Below are 19778 nucleotides of genomic sequence, written 5' to 3'. Positions count from 1 at the left end.
TCTATTCTTATCTTAACAAACTTTTTTAGGGATTACAAGGTTAAACTATCATCGTCAGCTCATTTTCCTCCTGCCTTCTCCGGTAGCCCACGTGGACCGCCATCTCACGCACCATGAGGATTCCCAGGATATCCAGATTGGCGCCGGGGCCTCCGGGGGCTACCCGGACGGCGAAGGGGTTGTAGCGTTCCCCAGGGTATTGCAGACGGACCACCACGTTGCTGCCGGAGCGGATGCAGATATGGATTTTGCCAGTCTCCGGCAGACGCTGCTGGATGAGAACGCTCAGTTCCTCCACGCAGGACATAATCGCGTAGCCGCGCTGGGCCGGGATTCCCTTCTGCTCGTTGTAGAGAGCCACGGCATCTCCCACGCCGGCCAGTTCCTGCACATCGGAGCCGATGTCCATAACCAGCTCTCCCGCTTCCTCCCTGTCTCCGGCCGCAAACAGATGCACGGGAACCCAGGGACGGATGGCAAAGACGGAGGTCAGAAGGATAAATACCGGCATTCCAATGAGAAGCAGCCAGGCCGAGGAACTGAGCCCCACCTCCAGACACAGCGTCAGGAAACCGGAATCATAGCTGTCCGCCAGCAAAATCCCCTCCAATCCGCCCATCAAAAATCCGGCCACCACCCCGGTCAGAAAAAATTGAACCATATGCCCGGCTGACTTCAAATCCGTTTTTCCATCTCTCCGTATTAAATACCAGAACCGGTAGAAAAATGTGGAAGCCGCCGCCACCGAAACCGCCTCACTGGCCACCGCCCGAAACGAGGCTCCACTCACCCATCCGGACACCAGCGCTCCCACAGCCGTTCCCAAAATACCCGCCGGTCCAAAGACAAGTCCCGCCACCATGGGAAGCGCGTTTTTCGGCCCGGCAAGTGGAAGCAGATTCAAAAATCCCATGGCCCGGAACGGAATATCCAGAAACAGATAAACCACGGCACAGGCCACAAAACAGCCCAGCCGCTCTTTTGTTATGTAATTACTTCTCTTCCCTTTCATCCCTGTCTCCTCCTGCTTGATGGAATACGGATTACCCCCTCCGACACCAGCGCTCCCACGATGATGCAGAGACAGCCGCAGACTTTAGCTGCCGTCAGCGGCTCCCGCTCCTCCCCGAGAAGCAGCGGCAGAAACTGCATGGAAACCAGCGTGAAGATAATCTCCATGGAAAAAATCAGAGAAGCGTTCAGTGCCGACACATAACGCTGGGCATAGACCTGCATCACCGTGGTAAATCCACGGATAAACACGGCAATCACCAGCACGCTGGCCCAGAACTGGGTCTCCATGGGCAGGTTTACAATGGTCTCCGGCTGAACCACCAGCCAGCCGCAAAGTCCAAACAGCGAGCCGAAAAACATCTGTCCCATGGACAGCAGCACCGGGCTCAAATCGCCGGCCAGTTCTTCCAGCACCACAATATAGACCGCAAAAAAGATATCCGCCCCCAGCAGATAAAAGATGCCGCCGGAAAGCCCCGTCATCCCTCCGCCCCCGGCTCCAAACCCGATACCGGTTGCCAGAAATATCCCAACGAGCGCCATCAGCACACCGGCCACATTTCTCCGGTATATCTTTTTCCGAAGCACTACCATCACTGCCGGGATAAAGATAATATAGGCCGCCGCCAGAAAGGAAGCCGTTGAAGTCTCCATGGAGCGGGAACCCATGGTCAGCAGCACATTAAATCCAAACAGTAAAACCGCCGTGAGAAAACTCTTCCACACCAGCTTCCTCGTGATTCGCATAAATTCTTTGTAAAAAACAGACGCCACCAGGATAAATCCGATGGCGTTTGTCAGTGTCAGAAAGGCAAATGTGGAGATGCCTTCCGGTATATTTCCCAGAAACATATACTGGATTCCCCAGAAAAATGTGACCGAGAGCAGCACAAAGCTGGCTTCCAGTTTATTCATACACACCTCCTGCCGGCACAGCAGAAAATTTCGGCAGCAAACGCTCCGGTTTATAGGAGAGCTTGGCATGCCTGAGACCTGCAAGACCGATATCTTCTTCATAATTAATATAATCAGCTTCCGGCGCGCAGACCGCCAGCTCCTGAAACAGAGCCTGATTCCCATTGCGGTACCGGTAATCCGCCTTCTGGGCGATGATATCAAAGGTATTCCGCCCCAGGTAGGTCCCATAGCCGTACCCCGCAATCGCACCGTCAATGCGAATCGCCACGCCGCGCAGTCCAAGTTCCTCAAAATGCTCCAGCCCATTTAAAATTGAGCGGTGCTCCCCCTCCAGCTGTTCCGGCTCCTGGTTTCGCAGCACGTTTTCCTGCTGCCAGCGGTGCTGAAACTCCACCACTTCCTCCAGATTGTTTCCGTCCACCGCCTCCACGAAAGCCCGGCCCTCATACTGTCGCCAGAACGCGCACACATCCCTTCTCCGATGGGACAAGCTGCTGCCGGAGAGACGCCGCAGCCGCTCCGCCTCATAGAGATACTCACACCAGTCCCTGTCCGCTTCCACATGATACCCGGCATCCAGACAGAGCTTCACCAGGCCTTTGCTGGCCTCCGTGATTCCAAATAAGTAAAATGGCGTGTCTTCCTCCTTGGCGCAGCGCTCCACCGCCTTGATGGAATCATAACCGGCCTTTGCTCCCAGAGGGGCAAAATAAGCCATCCTTCCATACTCTCTCCGCCGTGTCTGACGGATATAGAGAATCCCGTCCCGGATGCACAGCTGCGTGCCGTACTTTTCCCGCAGGCACCAGAGATTGGGGAAGCTGTGCTGGCAGGAGCTGCTGTCCATCTCTTTCAATATCTCCTCCACCGCCCCGCGGTCATCCAGGGAAATGTCCCGAAACACCAGCTCCGTCATTTCTCCCCCTCCCGGATTTCCAGCACCAGCATGGTGATGTCATCCGCCTGCTCCGCTCCGTCCGCATAGGAGGCCAAATCTGCTTTCATATAGGTTACCAGCTCGTCAATGGACATTTCCCTGGTTTCAGGGCGATTGAGCGTCTCAATCAGTCTGTCGTCCCCATAGAGCTCTTCCTTCCTATTTAATGCTTCCGTCACGCCGTCCGTGTAGAGGAACAGACGGTCACCCGGATTGATGGCCACCCGGTTATCCCGGAACTTCATTCCTTCCATACCGGCTATCACAAAGTCCGGACTGCTCTTTAACCAGTCAAACGCCCCGCCCTTCCGGTACAGCAGCGGATAATTGTGGCCGGCATTGCTGAAGGTAAAGATGCCGCTGGATATCTCAAACACACCGATGAACACGGTCACAAACATATCCGCCTCGTTGTTCTCGCAGAGCCTGTCATTGACAATCGCCAGCACCTCCGCCGGCGAAGCGCCGAACCCGGCATAGTTTTTTAACATCGTCTTGGCAATCACCATAAACAGCGCCGCCGGAACTCCCTTCCCTGACACGTCGGCAATCACCACCCACAGGTGGTTCTCATCCGTCTTGAAAAAGTCATAGAAATCTCCGCCAACCGCTTTCGCCGGGTGCATATCCGCATAGATATCAAAATCCTTCTGGTCCGGAAATGCCGGGAAAATGCAGGGCAGCATGCTGGACTGGATGGTGGACGCCACATTTAACTCCGTGGCAATTCTCTCCCTGTCCGCCGTCACCTCCGCCAGATTTTCCATGTACTCGCCCAGGGACTTGGTCATCTGGTTGAACGCATTTCCCAACGTCTCCAGCTCATCCCCGGTGTGCATCTCCACCGTATGGTCTAAGTTCCCCTGCCCAATCACGGCCACCTCTTTCGTCAGTCTAGTGATTGGCTCCGTGATTTTACGTGAACGGATTTCTGCAAAGAACAGTACCCCCAGCAGAATCAACGCGGAGAGGGCCAACACTCCCACCATAGCGGAGTGGACGATTCCCTCCATCTGCGCGTTGGCCCGGCTGGTATTTTCAAGAATATTTTCATAACTCACAACCGCCGGGGCGATGACTTCCTCCTGGGGAAGCACCATGGCCATGCTCCATCCGGTAGGCGCAATGGGTTCGAAGGCGGCAAACACGTCCTCCCCGTCCTTTACAAAGGATATGAGACCGCTCTGGCCGGACGCCATCCGCTCTGCCAGCGTTTTCATTTCCTCCTGCTCCATCAGGTTGACGGATTCATAGGTTCCGTCTACCACCGCCAAATCCGGGGCGGAGACCACATACCCATCATGGTTCATGAGAAATACATATCCACGGTTTCCCACCCGGGCCGAGACCACCGAATGGTTGATATCCTCAATCAGAATATCCATCGCCAGTACTCCCACCGGTTTGGTTCCCCTGCCGTAGACCGGGGCGGCACAGGATATTAAAAGCCGTCCAAAGGTGTCCAGATAGGTCTCCGTGAACACCGATTTTCCTGTCTCCACCGCTTCCTGATACCAGTCCCTGTCACGGGGGTCATAGTGGTCCACAAAAAGCTCCGCCGGCTGGCCTGCCGTTTTTCCTTCAAACATGTTGTCGGAATTCTTGTCATAAGAAATCATAAATCCGTTGGCGGAGGAGAAATAGATGGAACTCACCGTATCATTACCCTCACACAGAGGCGCTACCATGTGGTATAAATTGCCTGCCAGGTCAATCTCCTCCTGTACCGCCTCATAATCCACATCTTCCACCAGACTGTATTGCAGCGCCCATTTCCCGGCATTTTTCATCGCAGGTTTCTCCACCGGCCTGGGAAGATACCGTTGGGGATTTTGGTAAACCCCGCTCATATATCCCGCCGTCGTCTCCACCTGCCCGGCAATATTTAACAGCCGCTCTTCCGTCAACTCCGCTTTCTGTTTGACCTGTTCTTTCAGTCCATCCTGCGCCTGGCCAACCAACGCCGTCCTGCTGTCATAAGCCGCCGTCTCTCCCAGGGACTGGCTGGCCGTGGCCGCCTCCCTTATCATATTCCGCATGCCAAAAACCGCCACGGCGCCGCAAAGGACCACCGCCAGCACGGAAACGCCCAGAGCCATGGCGGTTATCTTGTAGCGGATGGAATGTCTTACTACTTTTTTCATGAATATCATCCCCTATATTTTCCAGCTGCTTTTCCAAAGCATCTTTCTCTTCTGTCTAACATACTCTCGTCCTGTCTACCCCATTAAGTCCGCTTCCCGCTCCAGCGAGGCGCTGTCGTTTAACGGCATTCCGCTTACGCTTCCGGTGGGCTGCACTCTGCCCTGCTTCTGCTGGACTACATGCCACAGCTCGTGGCCCAGATGCCGCTCCTGGCCGGCGCCCATATAGATATTGGTTCCCTGGGTGTAGGCCAGCGCCTGGACCGTGGCCGGTTTGCTGGAATTGTAGTGAACCTTCACATCATCCATGGAGAGGCCGGATATGGTTTCATAACGGGTCTTCATATCATCCGGTATCCCGGTCATGTTTGGAGCTGACTTTTTCTGCACCGCTTTTATGGTGGGGCTTTTTTTCTTCGGCTCTGCCTTTTTGCCCCGGTTCTCCATCTCATACATCCTGCTTGTCCCCGCCTTTCCCCATGCATTTTTTTCATGGTAAATACATTCCAGCCGTCCTCGTACCGGTAATCCACCTGGTCCATACTGTTCTTCACCATATAAATTCCCAGGCCGCCAATCTCCCGCTCTTCCGCTGGAAGCGTAATATCCGGGTCCGCCTTTTTTAACGGGTCATAGGGAATTCCCCGGTCCAGAAACTGAATCTTCATCTCCCGCTTTGGGGCATCGAATTCCAGGCGCACCTTCACCGTTCCCGGCGGCACCGGGTAGGCGTAAAACGCAATATTGCTGTAAATCTCCTCCACCGCGATGTGAAGGGCTATCTGGTCCTCCTGGCTCAAATCCATCCCCTCCAGCTCCCTGTCTATCATCGCGTCAATCTTCTCCAAGTTGTTCATATCCGCTTGAATCAACAATTCCTTCATAGGCGTTTTCCTCACTCAATATGTAGAATCCCTGAAAATCCGGTTACCTCAAATACACTCATCACCGACGCTGCCACATGGATTAATTTCATGGAGCCTCCCTTTCCCTTGGCCGTCTTCTCCCCAATCAGCAGGGCACGCAGACCCGCGCTGCTGATGTATTCCACCTGGGCAAAGTCCAGCACCAGGCTCCCTGTCTTCATAAATGCGTTTAAGATGGCCTCCTGGAGAATCGGGCTTGTGATGGTATCCACCCGTCCCTCCACCTTCAATGTGATGACTCCGTCTCCCTTTTCCGTTACAATATTCATGCCACGTCACTCCTCTCGTTCTAGTTTTTTGTAATTCACCTGTTTCATAAAATCTCCGTCATCCAGCGCACAGCCGCCATCCAGCACCCCCGCCGCGCTCTCATGAAGCGTGGCATTGATGTCCAGATAGCAATAGCCGCCCAGAATGCTGTTTCTCCTCATAAATACCAGATTCACCTGGCTGCGCACCGGTTTGAACTGGTCCAGCAAGCAGAGCAGGCGGTTCTTCAAAGACTCGTCATACTCCCTCATCGCCAGGATGGTGATATCAAAAGCCCCGGTTCCATACAACCGGTTAGCAGCCTCCCGGAACCGGCTGTCCGAATCATGCTCCTTTCCCCGCTCCACCACAATCACTTCCGCATCCAGAAGCAGGCCAGAAAGGCGTTCTATCGCCCCTTTTGTTCCCTTATACCGGATGAGATAGGGAGCTTCCCTCAACAGGTTCCTCAAATCTTCACTTCCCAGCAGGGAATCCTCCACCTCAATGCCCAGCCAGTCCACCAGGACGGGCAGAACCGAAGGCGGCGCCAGCTCCAGATCAATCCGGGTATGCAGGGCGTCGATCTTCTGCTGGAAATCCAGATAGAGGGAGGAAAAGATGGACAGATACCGGTGAAAAAAGCTTCCCTGCTCCCGGTAAATCTCCGGAAAGGTATTGAGGAAAATATCTCCGGGCGTATAGACCTGTATTTCCCGGATAACGCCCTCCCCCGCTCCCACAATCTCCAGCCACAGCCACAGATACCGCCCCCGCTGCTCGTATAGCAGCAGGTCCCTGGCATCCACCGTCCTGGTGCATTGCTCCGGCACCAGCCGCTCCTCATCCGAGGCGTAGACGCAGACGGTCATCACGCTGTCCGCCGGAAGATTTCCGTCAATCACCAGCCGTCCCCAGGCACAGGCTTCCATGGCGCTGTCCAGCCGCTCCGGCCGCAGCACATGAACCTGCTCCCCGGCCGTCAGATACACACCGTCCTCCCCGGCCGTAAATCCGGTCTCTATCCCTTCCGCCAGCCTGGATTTTCGAAGTCCGTATTTTTTTATCGGAATTGCCATGCACCCACCTCCCTTTTTGATTATTTAATCGCCCTATCCTGTCCGCCAGACCAGAGCTGCATCAGAAAATCATCTCCAGTTTTACATTTCCCAGGTACCCCAGACAGTGGTTATCCAGCCGGATTTCCCCGCCGTAGATAACGGCTCCCTCTCTCTGGGGGCTGGCATCCAAATCACAGACCTCCGCCACACAGTCCAGCTCCTCCAGTTCCCGGTAAAGCACATGAAAGGCAATCGAGCCCCCAAAGCCGGCCTTCGACGAAAGCTCCTCAAAACGCTGTTCCAGAAACCGTTTCACGATTCCCTGGCAGTCTCCAAATCTCTTCTTTCCCCGAATCCGCCCACTCACCGCAATCGGCACATATTCGGGTCCCAGAATGGCAATCTCCGTGGCCGCCATGCGCCTGGGCTCCAGATAATTCCGGATCGTCTTCTTATAGATATCCGAAAGACCGGGAAATCTCCGGCTTCCCGCCGGTTTGACGGCAATTTCTACCCGGTTCTCCCTGTCATTCATCCACGCTTTTACCTGCTCGATACACAGCCCCGGCGTCTGCCGCACCAGCGCCTCGTAGTCGTCGGCCGTCACGCCTGTCTCATGCCGGCTTAAATCTTCCGTAAAACGCTTCTCCAATTCCTCCACCGACTCGCAGGACGCGCCGCCCCGCTCCGGGGAAACGCTGACAAATTCAAGTCCCGCCCCACGAAGACAGCTTCCGGGCCTTAAGGCATTTTCGGCTCCGCCGCCACCCGTTACCGCGCAGGAAGCCAGATACAACTGGCATTCCCGGCGGTATCCCGGATGATAGATGCGGATTCTTCCCTCTCTGGAGAGGAGTTCATATCCCAGCTCCTCCTCCCCCTGAAGACCCGGAGCAGCGAACCGGTATTCCTCCGTCCCGTCCCGGTTCCTCATCCTTGCCATGACACAAAAACCCTCCGGGATAACCTGCTCCGTGTTCTCGATCTCCATAATCTGGTCATCATATCCGTATACAGTCCCCAGATTCCGGTCATTCACCGCATCCTTCGCCCAGCAGACCACCACCACGGACTGCCCGTCCTGGGCCGATATCCGGTCAATGATGATCACCGGATTTCCCCGCCCGTCAGACGTTATCCGGTAAAAACGGCCACATGTTCCGTCTTCCCCCCGCTCATAACGTCGGTAGCTTCCATGCTCCGCATCCTGCACGAAGACCTCCATGGCTCCGTCCGCCGCTATCGCGCTGGGAATCACAGCCCGGTCTCCTGTAAATCGGAACATGGCAGCAAGTGTCTTTCTCTGCTCCACCTCCATCACTCCGTCATAGACCGCGCGAATCACCGGTGGGCAGTCATAGCTGCTTTTCAGAAGACGGCAACGAACCACATAACCGTCCACCGCTCCATCACGAAACCGTCTTGCCCCTCTTGGAACGGTGATGATCACACGGCCGCCCGTCAGGAAACAGGCCGTCTCATCCACCGTCTCCACAGGCATCCAGCCATCCCCGTTAAAGCACTGCCAGGACAATCTGGCAAATTCCGGGATGTGCTCCCGGTCAAAAGGATTTCGTTTCCCCTCTTCCACATGAAAATACAGAGCCAGCTGCTCCCCCGGCTCCGGCAGATACTCAAATACCAGCCAGATTCCATTTCCCACAGCCGCATCCCCGCCGTTTTCGGAGCCAAAAGCCCGGACCGAGCCAATCGCCTCCGATTTGAGAAGATAGGTCACCTCTTTTTTATGTCCATTCTCCTCCAGCCATACGCTGGCCAGACCTCCCTGTCCCGCGGATTCTTCCCTCACTGTCTCAAAACAGGTCCCGCCGGCCGCCAGCCGCTGATGCATGGGCAGATAACAGGGCTGGGTTCCGGGAGCCGGAATCAGAAACACATGGCCCGGTCTGTTGACACCGGTGGTGAATCCCATCAGCTTTAACAGATTCCGCCGCACCATCTCCGTGATTTCCCGGATACTGTTCTCCTGAATCACATGGAAAGCGGAAAAATTCTGGAGAATAGTGACGCCCGGGTCCGAGACATTATAATTGGTCCACTCCTGGCTGAGCAGGGGAATTTTGGCCATGGCCGCCTCTATAACTTCCTCGTAGGAGGTAACCTCCTCACTGGGTCTTCCTATCATCGTCTACCTCCCTTCCCACCCGGAAGTGATACATGAATCCGGTGTGTTCCGTTGATACCAATCACAAAGGGATTTTCCCGGACAGCCGACAGCTCCTTCTCCCCTTCTCCCGGATACTGGGCGCTGGCCAGCAGATGAAGCAGCTTCCCGTCAAAATGCAGGGATTGCAGCATGCGGAGGATTTGTCCTTCCTGGGGCAGAACGCCTATCTCCCACCCGCTTCGGGTTCCGGAAGCCGCCGGCTCTAAAAACTGCTCCACCGCGGCCTGTATCCGCTCCTGTATCTCAAAAGCAGACTCCGCGCGCCACAGCTCCACCCATATTTCCGTGTTAATTTTTACAAATATGGGTTCCCGAATCACCAGACTGTCCTCTGCCGCCCCGATTTCACAGCGCCCCTGTAACCAGCGCTTCAATTCCCGCTGCAGCTGATAAAAAGAACCGGAGCCCTGCCTGTAATCCTTCATAAGCAGTACAATGCTGATACGGCTGACAGGCCCGCTCTCTATGATGCACGCCGCCTTGTCGATATGATTGGAATATCCCAATACCTCCCGGATATAATCCTGCCGGCTCACCAGGCGGCCTCTGCCGTTTAAGACCGCCGTCCCCCGCTTGCAGGCATGCTCCAAATCTTCCATATTACTGCCGCCCCGCATTCCCACCGGATTCCGGATGTCTTCCAGAAACATCAAATTGGACGACGATGTAACCGCTCCGGCAGGAACATTGCCCTCCTCGCCGTCACATCCAAGGACGGACACGGTAAATGCCGTTCCGTTTTTCACCCCCGGTATCTTCCCATGAATCCCATTTCCAAACTTCAGAAGATGGTTCACCCGGTCTATCACGTAATGGCGGTCCTCCGCTTTGGAGTGGCAGAAATCGTCAATCTCCTTCCACCTGACAAAAAACTCCCGGATTTCCCCCAGAGAGTCATACTCCACCCGGACATCCTCCGGACAGTCGTCAAGCAGTCTCTTCATGGAAGCGGGCGACAGAACGTCCCTCTCATTCACAAAGACCTCCGCCCGCAGAATGGAGCCGTTTCCCAGGGCAAATTCCATATCCGCTCCCGGCGTGTCGAGATAATAATCCTCCTCCGTCCGGGTCTCTATATTCCGGACCGCCACCGCGTTCCAGATCATATCTTCTATCACAAAGGGGTACAAACCGCCCGCCGGGTACCGCTCTTTTCCATCCTCAATTCTCAGCCAGAACGCCGTCTTCCCGGCCACCTCCACCGCCGCCATATCGTCAGGCGGCATGAACAGTACCGTGCCCGACGAAGTCAGGCGCTCCGTATTGTCAATGAACTCCAGCTGCTTAAAACCATTTCTTGTGGAGTAGGAGTAGACCGGCTCCAGTCCCGTCCCCCCACTATCCTCACGGAGCTTTAAAAAGAAGCTGACAGGCCCATCCGTGAATTTTTTGTCAAACCCCAGATACAGGCAGTCCCCCTTCCAGGGCAGCGGGGAAAATGCTTCCAGCCGCCCTGTAGAATCAAGGACCGCCGTCCCTTCCGCCGCCGGACTCCCGGCCCCTCCGTAGACAAAGACTCTGTCCGGCTCCCGCCAGATTCCCTCATAGGAGCTTCTGATATTCAGTCCTGATACCACCGGAAGTTTGTGGCGGCAGGGAAGCATATAGCAGTCTCCTGCCCGCGTGATTTTAAAACGCAGGAGCTTTCCCTCGTACCCGCCGGCCGACGTATCCTCCCAGTCCTCCGGGCAGAGAAAGGTGAAGCACAGCTCCCCCTGGGCTGTCCCGTTAAACAGATTCCTGATATCACAGCCGCAGGACAGACTTTTCCATCCGATTCCGTTGTAATATTCCAGCGCCACCGCATCCACAGCGCACCGGTACTGGGTCTGCTTCCATTCCCCCCTCGGTTTCTTTCTTATAGGTTTTAACTCAAAATTCTCCTCCACACCGCCGTAGGAATAATCACGCTCCTCATAGGACAGCCGGAAACTGACCGTGATTCTGGCGCCGGCACGCCCAAACTGGCTGCTGCTTCCAATATAAAATTCCTCATACAGGTTGATGCGCTCTCCAAATGGATAGAAACGCTCCCCCGTCAGTTCCTCTTCCCCACAGCTTCTAAACTCCGCCGGCTCCACTGTCCCGGCGGCGGCAAGGCCGATTCCCTGTGCAATGACCGCCCGGTCAGCAGGACACAGCCGTCTTATCAGAATGACCCGATACACCTTTCCCTCATACTCCAGCTCCCTCCACGGAATCTCCTGCTGAAATTCCACGGTGTCACCGCACACACCGGAAGGGACGCATTTCAAAAAACCGCCGTCCGTATAAAATTGAAACTCATAGGATTCCATATCCCCGGCAAGTTCTTTGATACCGGTTTTCAGGTGCAGCGTCTCCCCCGGCCGGTTACTAAAATTCTGAAAACAGAGCAGCAGCCCCTGAAACCAGATTCCCTCCTGTCTGGCATCTCCCATATCCGGGCTGACGCCCAGAATATCCACCGGTTTCCAATCCCCTCTCCAGGGAATCACCTTTCCCGAAGCCTTCTCAATCCCCACAATCTCTGTGAGGCTGGCCGGGGAAACGCTGAGAGCTTCCTTCGTTTCAAAGACAATCAGCCGCTCATCATTTCCACTGGCCAGGAATTTGGACCCCGCCGGGACGGGCACGCTGTCATCCACACCGCGGACCACCTCCATGGCAATCACGCCCTCCGCCGGTACCGCCGGCCGCAGCGTCAGTCCCAGCATATTCGCCAGGCTGAACCGGTACCGCTCCAAAACCCCATCCATCACTTCCAGCCGTTTTCCCATCTGTTCGGCAAAAATCAGGGCAATCACGGAACCGGCATCCGGATTCTCCTCGGAGAACTCCCACTCCGGGGTGTAGACTCTCGCCAGCTCTCCTATCTGCTGCTTCAATTCTTCCTCAGTCCTCAACAGGTCCATCTGCCGTCCCCTCCCTCACTGCCTGCAAATAAAATGGAAAGACCAGACTGTCTCTGGTGTGATGGGCGCTGATGGTATACTCCACATTGACCAGCAGACATCCTTCCTGCCCTGACTGGTCAAAGGTAATCTCCACATCCGATATCCGCGGCTCCTGCTTGAGAATCTGCGTCATCAAATCACTCCTCATCAGGTTGAGCATGGTAGCCGACGTATCCATAAAGGTGTAGGAATTCATATTGCTGCCAAATCCCGGCTCCATCCACCGCTCTCCTCTGGCCGTCATCAAGATGATATAAACCGATTCCCTCACACTCTCCTCCGCGGATGCCATAGCAAACCGCCCGGTACCCGCATCCGCTTGGACGGGAAACCGTATCCCCGTCCCCAGATAATTCCTGTCCGCCATTGTTCTCCTCCTGTCCGGCCTTCCAGTCCTTCTCTTCCCAGCCTGTCACTTCCTAACCTACCTTCACCGGTGTCCCGGCAATCTTAAGTATCCCGCTGCTCTCCAGCTTCACCATGGAATCCCCTTCCATCATCACCTGGGCGCCTTTTCCCGACAGCGTTCCATTTGACTGTAACTTCATCTGGCCGCTAGTCTCAAACACAACTTCCTTCGCCTTCACCGTAATCCGTCCATTTCCCATCTTCATGGAAATGTCATCCCCTACCAGTATCACCAGTTCTTTCTCCGCCACAATTTCTGTCCGCCCGTCTTCTGTCCGCATTTCATACCGGTTTTTCCCATTCTGGTCCTGCATGACCACTTTCATATTTTCGTTGTCCATAAGAAACAGGTGCTTCTTTTTGGCTGTCTCAATAGTAACCTTATCCTTGTCCCCGTCCCCCTCTTTGTTGTCCTCAACGACGATTCTATTTCCATGACAGGAATCAATCAGCGCCTTATACTGGTTGTCCTCATCTGCATAGCGGCTTACCGTGGAGCTTCCATCAGGAAAAACAGCGGCATACACAATTGGAGAATCAAAATTTCCATCTAAAAATATAACTATCACCAGGTCTCCCACTTCCGGCATGGAATAGCTTCCCGATTTTTTTCCAGCGTAGGGCATCGCTACCCTGACCCACAAAAGCTCATTGGCCTCATGGTCCCTGTCCAAAATCTCCACACAGACCCGGCCCGGAGCATCCTTGTTATAATTTTTTGTCACACGTCCCACAGCCACTCCAAACATACGGTTATCCCCGGTAACACTCTTTGTAACGTTTCTCTCTGTCATTCCATCCATCACGTCATATAAACTCATCAAAATCCTCCTGGCAGTGATTCTTCCAGCCGGTCGATGGAGCCGGTCAGCGTCGTGCCGTACCCCTGCTCCCCAAACCGGTGAACCACCTTCGTAATATAAAACCGATTCGACACTACCTCGCCAAGCCCGGTCACCCGGATAAAACGCCCAGGCATTAAATCCGGAATTCCCACACACTCACACTGAAGCTCCCCAAACCGATACCCCATCGTTTCCAGCAGATATTCACTTCTCGCATTCAGCTGCTCCTGGGAAACCGCGGAAGCGTCCAGATATACCATCCGGCTCTTTTTCAGCAGCTTGACCGCCTGGTTTCCGGGGGAGAGTTTTCCATCCCGTTTCCCCGAAGCGCTCATCATTTTCCCGGTGCCTACATCCACAGAGCGGGCCTCCACCGTCTCCACCAGCCCGGTCAGACTGTAACCAATGTGGAAGGAAACCAATCCCTGACCAATTCCAAGCTCCGTCAGAATTTCCGTTCTGCTTTTTGCCTTCCGGAAATAGACCGTCCCCCGCTCCACATAAAATTCATAGTGAAACCGCTTGGCCGCCTTCACCACAAATTCATAATCGCTCTCCGCCGTCATTTCCACCGTGTAGGAGGACGCTTTGTCGTCCTTTTGCTTTTTATCCGGAGTATCACTCACCTTTAAATCCGAGGCCAGCTTCGTGTAGGCCGGCTTGCTCAAAATCTCCCGCACCGCCTCCCCGTAGGACCTGGATTTCAACTGCATGGAATAGCAGTTTGCCATCATGACTCCTTTGATATCCATGGCTGTCACCTTGACGAACGGAAGGTCTCCGTTCTCATAGCCATACTCCATTCCCACCACAGCTCCGCGAAACACCTCCGTCAGCTCCCTCAGATAACCGATACTGATGAAAATCTCCGCTCCCAGCTCCACGTAATTGGAGAGTTTGTCCGCCAGAAACTGACCCGCAGCCTGGTCAAAACAGTGATAAATATAAAATTCCGCCACGGATGCCTCAAAGCCGCAGACCAGCTCAATCTCCAGATTCTCGATGAGAAACCCTTCTTTATTTTTTGAAAATGTCTTTCCCTTTATCGTAAACTCCGCAACCGGGAAACCGAAATCACCGTATTTCTGAGCCAGACTTTTGTATGAAATTCCCGATGTCATGCCGCCCATCCTTTCTGCCGTCAGAGATTAAGATTTATCAGATTGCCGGCCTTCTCCAGTGGATTCTTCCCTGCCATCCCTGAGGTAAAGCACTTATCCAGCGCCTTGTCCCAGGCGGTGACGGACGCCTCGCTGATATTCTGGGTAATACTCATATCAATGGAACCACTGATGGGATTCCCTGACATATTGAACATATTATAAGAACTTCTAAGACTGCTCACCTGGCCTTCAAACACCATGTCCTGCCAGACAAATGCCACCCCTCTCGTATCCATATCCATAATCACTCCCATCAGTCCGTCAATCTGTGGGCGAACCGTGTAACCGCCATTGACGGCCTTGGCAATGGCAACGCCATCCGACACCGCGTCACCTGCTGAAAGCCGGAATTTATCTGCCATAAAAGCGTCTTTGGAATTCACCGCGGTGAACACCAGCTTGACCGAAAGCTCAATGGATGGAGGCTCCTCCTCCTGCCTCACTCCTGCGGTTTCCCCCGGTTTCTGCATGGAATTGACCTTGATACTCTGGGCATGGGCCCGGATGGACAGGGAAGATGGATTATACTGGACGCGCATGATTTCACTCTGCGCACAGTCCACCGTCACCGGAAGTCCCGACAGAACCTTCTGCATCGCCTGTATATTTTTCGCCCCGGGCACCGTGGCCCGGCTGGGCGTCCCCTTGATTACCAGCAGCGCTTTCGCCGGTATTTCCATCGCCATAACTGCTCCTCCTTTTGTCTTTCATCTAATCTGCCTCTCACCTGACCGGTTTTCACTTGGTCAGCTTTCTTCAGCCCCGTCACACCGGCAGATTCAAAATGCTGCCCAGCTTCTGGGAGGTAGTCGTCAAGTCTGCCACTCCGCTTCCAAATGCCTTTTTATAATCATTCTGCCAGCGGACCATGGTCTCATAGGCACAGCTCTGGGAGATATCCAGCGACACCGTTCCACGAATTGGCCGCCCGGATATGGAGAACATGGTATACTCCGCATCCACGTTTTCCAGCGAACCGGTAAATGAAAAGTCCCCCCATTGAAAGGTGATAAGTCTGGTATAACGGTTCTGTAAAACCGCCAGCAGCCCTTCAATTTCCGGCCGCACCGAATAAACCTTCGGCGTCAATTTCATCACATTTCCGGCAGCCATGGCGGCCGTCGGAATAATCTTATCCGCCAGAAATGCATCCTGGTTCATCACATGGTCAAATATCAGTTTCACAGAGAACGTCACCGTCGGCGGCTCCACCGTGTAACTCACCGCCGTCACAGGCTCTCCCGCCTTCTGCTCGGATGACTGTTTTTTCACCTGTTCGCCCTTGGCGGACAAAGTCATCTCCGATGGATTAAACTGCACGGTAAACAGCTTCGCCTCCTCCGCAAGCGCCGTGGATGGCACCGGATTTCCCGACTCCAGGATAGAATTGATGTCGTTTAAGCCAAGGGCATTCCGGTTCGGAACCGTTGGAACCGCCGCCGCGTTCCGGTAATCATGAATCTTGATGACTGCTGATTCCGTGCTGCCAATCACGCTGTTGAGCAAATCATTTCCGACACTCATAGCTGCTCCCTCCTTCTCATTCTCCGAAATTTACCGGCCGCGCCTGGCTCTCTCATGTTCCAGCCGTTTCTCCAGCCTGTGATACACCTTCTCGGAAATGGTCCCCATCTGCCTGGTTATCCCTTTCTCTATCAGCTCCTGAAGCTCCTGGGCCGAGTGGTTTTTCATGGTTTCCGCCTGCTTTACCACCTCCGCCTGCTGCCGGATGACCGACTCACTGACGGAGGTCGTAACTTCTTTCTTCACCTGGACTTCCTGCTTTTGGACCAGCTGTTCTAACAATTCTTCATTCACTGGCGGGGGCGTCTGTTTGTAAATCATGGAAGCCGCCGGGACCTCCAATGTCTCCCCGCCCTTTGCCGTGTTCCCAGGCAGCTGCATCATCGCAGCCCTGTCTGCCACAGCCCCCATTACAAAGGCCGAAGCCTCCGGCTCCTCCCCATATTCCCGGTTGGTGAGAAGCATCCGGCTCTGTTTCTCCTCCATCACTCTGTTGATATCCGTGACCAGCTGAATCGGCGTCACCGGCCTTACGGAGGACGCCGCCTGGCCCGCGCCGTTTCCTTCCCCGTAATTCCATATCTGCTCATAAATATATCTGGTGGTATCATCCGCCTGCCTCAAAATCACTTCCAGACGCTGCCGTTCCCTATCCTTCTCATCCCCAGGCTCCTCCCTGGATGACTGGGACAGATAGAACCCCGATATCATTTTTTCCGGATCCGTCAGGGCCAGCTTGGCCTCCCTGCGCATCCGCTCCATATCCGGCATCTTTTTCACCGGCCCAGTGGGTCTTTTTATCGACTTTTCCGATAGTTCCCGGTATCTTCTCACATTCTGCTCATTGATTTTATCTAAATACTGCTTGATTTCCTGCTCATGCTCTATCGTCCGTGATGGCTCCTGGTTGGAAATGTCCACACTCCCCGCTCCATCCCGGGCAAGCTTCAGGTCTATCCGCTCCGTTTGGGATTCCACCGTTTTTAACAGCTGTTTTTCCGTCACTTCCTGATATCCCAACGCTGTCTGCGCTCCGATTTTATCGAATGTAGCCTGGATTTTCTCCGGAATGCCGCCCACCGGAGGACTCTGATGTTCCAAGTGGTCCGGCCGCTTTAACGTATCCCCGGCCAATCCCACTATCTTTACTGTTCCTGCTGCTCCTGCGGTTTCTACTGTTTTTAACAGCTGCTTTTGAGAATATCCCAGGGGTTCCGGCACTGCCGGTCCCATGATTTTCCGGATATATTTTTCTATTTCACGGGCTTTCCCATCCCTCTCCCACATCTCCTGTGGGAACATGTCTTCGTTCTGTGCCGCAGCTTTGGCCAGTTCCAGTTCCAGAGGAGTGACCATCTTTCCTGGCTCCGCCAATGCCTCCGGCTGCGTCCGGTCTGCGTTTTCCCGGTTTCTTCCATCTTCCCCCTGGAAGAGCGTCTCTCCATGACGGGTTCCGAATACTTCCCCAGCATTTTTTGTCTCTCCGGTCCGCAAAGCCATGGAGATCCCGGAAGGCTGTTTCTCCTTCTGCCGTTCCAGCAGAATCTTTTGCTGTTCCTTCCTGTCCATCACCTCACGGGCCAGCTGCGCCATCTGTGATTCCAATGTTTGGTGCGCCTGCTCCTGCTCCGGAGTTTCAGCGGCGGATTTCTCTCCAACCAGTCTCGGATTATCCTCCAGCAGTTTCATATCCACAGCCGGGATAGGGGTTGATTCCGAAGACTCTTCTTTTGCCTTCGCCTGCAGGAATTGATTTCCTGATGGTGGATTCTCTCTCCATGCCTGCGTCCGCACTTCTTTTATATCTCCATCCATCCCGGCTTCCCAAATAGGGCGAAAAACCGTCATGTTTTTCCATCTTCTGGCAATCCGCTCCACCCGCTCTATCACTGCCGCAATCTGCCCCGGCAATTCTACCGGTGATTCTTCTATTCGCGCAGCCTGTACCGAAGAATCGGCGCCCGGCTCCGCCGGTATCCCGGCTGCCTCCCAATGGTCCTCAACGCCCTTCTCCTCCCGGAGAAACGTCAGTTCCACCGGACTCTCCGATGCCATTTTTTCCTCCTGCCCTTGCGCCGCAGTCAATTCTTTGATAACCGCTCCATTTTCCCAGATTCCGCTCTCTGGCGTCTCCCGGACTGCCGCCGGCTCATGCACGCCAGCAGACACCTCGTCCACAAGACGCCTTTCAACCAACGCAGGAAACTCCGTCCCGCTCTCCTGATGATTTGCCGGTTCCTTCCCGCTTATCCCAGCACCGGATTCCCCGCCAGCTCTCACATCCAGCAAAAGCTCCATGGATTTCAGAAGTGTCTCCCGAACATTCTCTGTTCCGTCTTCAGAACGTTTACTGCTGTCCACCAGACTCTCCAGCCGGGTAAGAAACATCTCCTCCTCCCGCCGCAGCGCCCGTATCTCCCGCTGATAACTCTTCACCCGCTCTACCAGACGCCGTCCTTCCCGGTGATAGTTCTCAAACCGTTTCAACGTGTTTGCCACCGTCTCCCGGAACGCAAACCGAAAGTCGGTCCACTCACGCCGGATATCCGCCTGCATTTCCAGCCGCTGTGCGTAGGTCTGCTCCGCCAGATTCAGAAACACAGCGCTGACCATCCGGCTCTTCATCTGCTCCACAGCATTTCCACCGGTTCCGCCGCCAGCCGTTTGCTCCGACAGTTCGTAGGGATTGACACGCTCCGGGATTCCCTGCAACCGCTCCATTGCCGCAGTTCCCGCTTCTGAACATGCCAGTTCCAGCTCTGTCCTCTCATATTCCGCAAACCGGCAGGTCTCATCCACCTGGCTTCCGCCGAACTGGTTTTGATGAAAACAGCGAAGTTCCCTATAAATCCTCCGGGTATCCAGCCGGCGGTAGATTTCGCGGTACAGCGGAACCGTCTGCTCATCCGCTCCCGTCTCCTTCTCCCCCTGCGCCGTCACCGTCCGCAGTTTTCCAAGGCTTACCCCGGCTTCCCGGAAGACCCTGCCAATACTCTCATATTGATTTGTCAGCCGGTGTATCTCCTGGCAGTCACCACAGACTTCCCGCACCTGTTTTAAGAACGAGGACACCTCCCGGATGCCCATCCGCCTCAACTGTCTCTCTATATAAACCTGGTCCTGATAGGTGAAATGATTTTCATTCCACAACAGAAGCCTGTTTAAAATCTGATTTACCGTCCAGATTGTCACACTCCTCCGATTGTCCGTCTGGGACTGTGTTATCTGGAATCTGCCGCCCTCCTGTATCTGAATCTGGGGCGCCTGCATCATAACATGCAGCAGTTCCTCCCTGTTTACCGAATTGGCCGCCGTATCATAATTTGCCTCTATCTTCTCCTGAAAGGCAGGGGACAAAAACGCTACGGTTCTGGCTGTCTTAAGCTCCAACGGCTCTCTCATCGTCAACATAAAGAATGTCCCCTCCTTCCACATATTTTTCAAATTTGTTTCTACACTTCTTCT

At 54.5% G+C, this 19778-nt stretch carries 16 protein-coding genes; all 16 read right to left on the bottom strand.

Going from position 1 to position 19778, the window contains the following annotated elements; translation table 11 throughout:
• Positions 1–40: 40 nt before the first annotated feature.
• A complete protein-coding gene (locus HMPREF9473_RS04070; RefSeq protein WP_006778796.1) occupies positions 41–1012 on the bottom strand; it encodes an ATP-binding protein in 972 nt (323 codons plus the stop codon).
• Complete coding sequence (locus HMPREF9473_RS04065; RefSeq protein ID WP_006778795.1) at positions 1009–1929, bottom strand: DMT family transporter; 921 nt, start codon at positions 1927–1929, stop codon at positions 1009–1011. The genes HMPREF9473_RS04070 and HMPREF9473_RS04065 overlap by 4 nt, the downstream gene beginning before the upstream one ends.
• A complete protein-coding gene (locus HMPREF9473_RS04060) occupies positions 1922–2848 on the bottom strand; it encodes a DUF2156 domain-containing protein (RefSeq protein ID WP_006778794.1) in 927 nt (308 codons plus the stop codon). Before HMPREF9473_RS04060 ends, HMPREF9473_RS04065 begins: the two co-directional genes overlap by 8 nt.
• A complete protein-coding gene (locus HMPREF9473_RS25960) occupies positions 2845–5013 on the bottom strand; it encodes a SpoIIE family protein phosphatase (RefSeq protein ID WP_006778793.1) in 2169 nt (722 codons plus the stop codon). Before HMPREF9473_RS25960 ends, HMPREF9473_RS04060 begins: the two co-directional genes overlap by 4 nt.
• A gap of 75 nt (positions 5014–5088) precedes the next feature.
• Positions 5089–5469 (bottom strand): eCIS core domain-containing protein, encoded by a 381-nt coding sequence (locus HMPREF9473_RS04050; protein ID WP_138669878.1) that lies wholly within the window; start codon positions 5467–5469, stop codon positions 5089–5091.
• Positions 5409–5897: an ATP-binding protein gene (locus HMPREF9473_RS04045; protein WP_006778791.1), complete on the bottom strand. Its 489-nt coding sequence runs from the start codon at positions 5895–5897 to the stop codon at positions 5409–5411. The genes HMPREF9473_RS04050 and HMPREF9473_RS04045 overlap by 61 nt, the downstream gene beginning before the upstream one ends.
• An 11-nt stretch (positions 5898–5908) precedes the next feature.
• Positions 5909–6208 carry an STAS domain-containing protein gene (locus tag HMPREF9473_RS04040; RefSeq protein ID WP_006778790.1) on the bottom strand — a complete coding sequence of 100 codons (300 nt, stop codon included), beginning with the start codon at positions 6206–6208 and terminating at the stop codon, positions 5909–5911.
• A gap of 6 nt (positions 6209–6214) precedes the next feature.
• Positions 6215–7267, bottom strand: coding sequence for a phage tail protein (locus tag HMPREF9473_RS04035; RefSeq protein WP_006778789.1), 1053 nt, complete (start codon positions 7265–7267; stop codon positions 6215–6217).
• 61 nt (positions 7268–7328) lie between these two features.
• Positions 7329–9395 (bottom strand): baseplate J/gp47 family protein, encoded by a 2067-nt coding sequence (locus tag HMPREF9473_RS04030; protein ID WP_006778788.1) that lies wholly within the window; start codon positions 9393–9395, stop codon positions 7329–7331.
• Positions 9392–12331: a hypothetical protein gene (locus HMPREF9473_RS04025; protein WP_006778787.1), complete on the bottom strand. Its 2940-nt coding sequence runs from the start codon at positions 12329–12331 to the stop codon at positions 9392–9394. The genes HMPREF9473_RS04030 and HMPREF9473_RS04025 overlap by 4 nt, the downstream gene beginning before the upstream one ends.
• Positions 12312–12740 (bottom strand): GPW/gp25 family protein, encoded by a 429-nt coding sequence (locus HMPREF9473_RS04020; protein WP_006778786.1) that lies wholly within the window; start codon positions 12738–12740, stop codon positions 12312–12314. Before HMPREF9473_RS04020 ends, HMPREF9473_RS04025 begins: the two co-directional genes overlap by 20 nt.
• Before the next feature lie 52 nt (positions 12741–12792).
• On the bottom strand, positions 12793–13602 hold the full coding sequence (locus HMPREF9473_RS04015) for a phage baseplate assembly protein V (RefSeq protein WP_006778785.1): 810 nt from the start codon (positions 13600–13602) through the stop codon (positions 12793–12795).
• Positions 13602–14747, bottom strand: a complete 1146-nt coding sequence (locus HMPREF9473_RS04010; protein ID WP_006778784.1) for a phage late control D family protein — start codon at positions 14745–14747, stop codon at positions 13602–13604. The genes HMPREF9473_RS04015 and HMPREF9473_RS04010 overlap by 1 nt, the downstream gene beginning before the upstream one ends.
• A 20-nt stretch (positions 14748–14767) precedes the next feature.
• The gene (locus HMPREF9473_RS04005) at positions 14768–15475 is read right to left on the bottom strand and encodes a hypothetical protein (protein ID WP_006778783.1); all 708 of its coding nucleotides are present in this window, start codon (positions 15473–15475) and stop codon (positions 14768–14770) included.
• 79 nt (positions 15476–15554) lie between these two features.
• Positions 15555–16313 (bottom strand): hypothetical protein, encoded by a 759-nt coding sequence (locus HMPREF9473_RS04000; protein WP_006778782.1) that lies wholly within the window; start codon positions 16311–16313, stop codon positions 15555–15557.
• Positions 16314–16343: 30 nt separating this feature from the next.
• Complete coding sequence (locus tag HMPREF9473_RS03995) at positions 16344–19724, bottom strand: hypothetical protein (protein ID WP_006778781.1); 3381 nt, start codon at positions 19722–19724, stop codon at positions 16344–16346.
• Positions 19725–19778 lie beyond the last annotated feature (54 nt).

It is taken from the genome of Hungatella hathewayi WAL-18680 (assembly GCF_000235505.1).
GTDB classification, from domain to species: Bacteria; Bacillota; Clostridia; order Lachnospirales; family Lachnospiraceae; genus Hungatella_A; species Hungatella_A hathewayi_A.
Note: the sequence above shows the minus strand (reverse complement) of the source record. Positions and strands in the feature narration are given on the sequence as shown.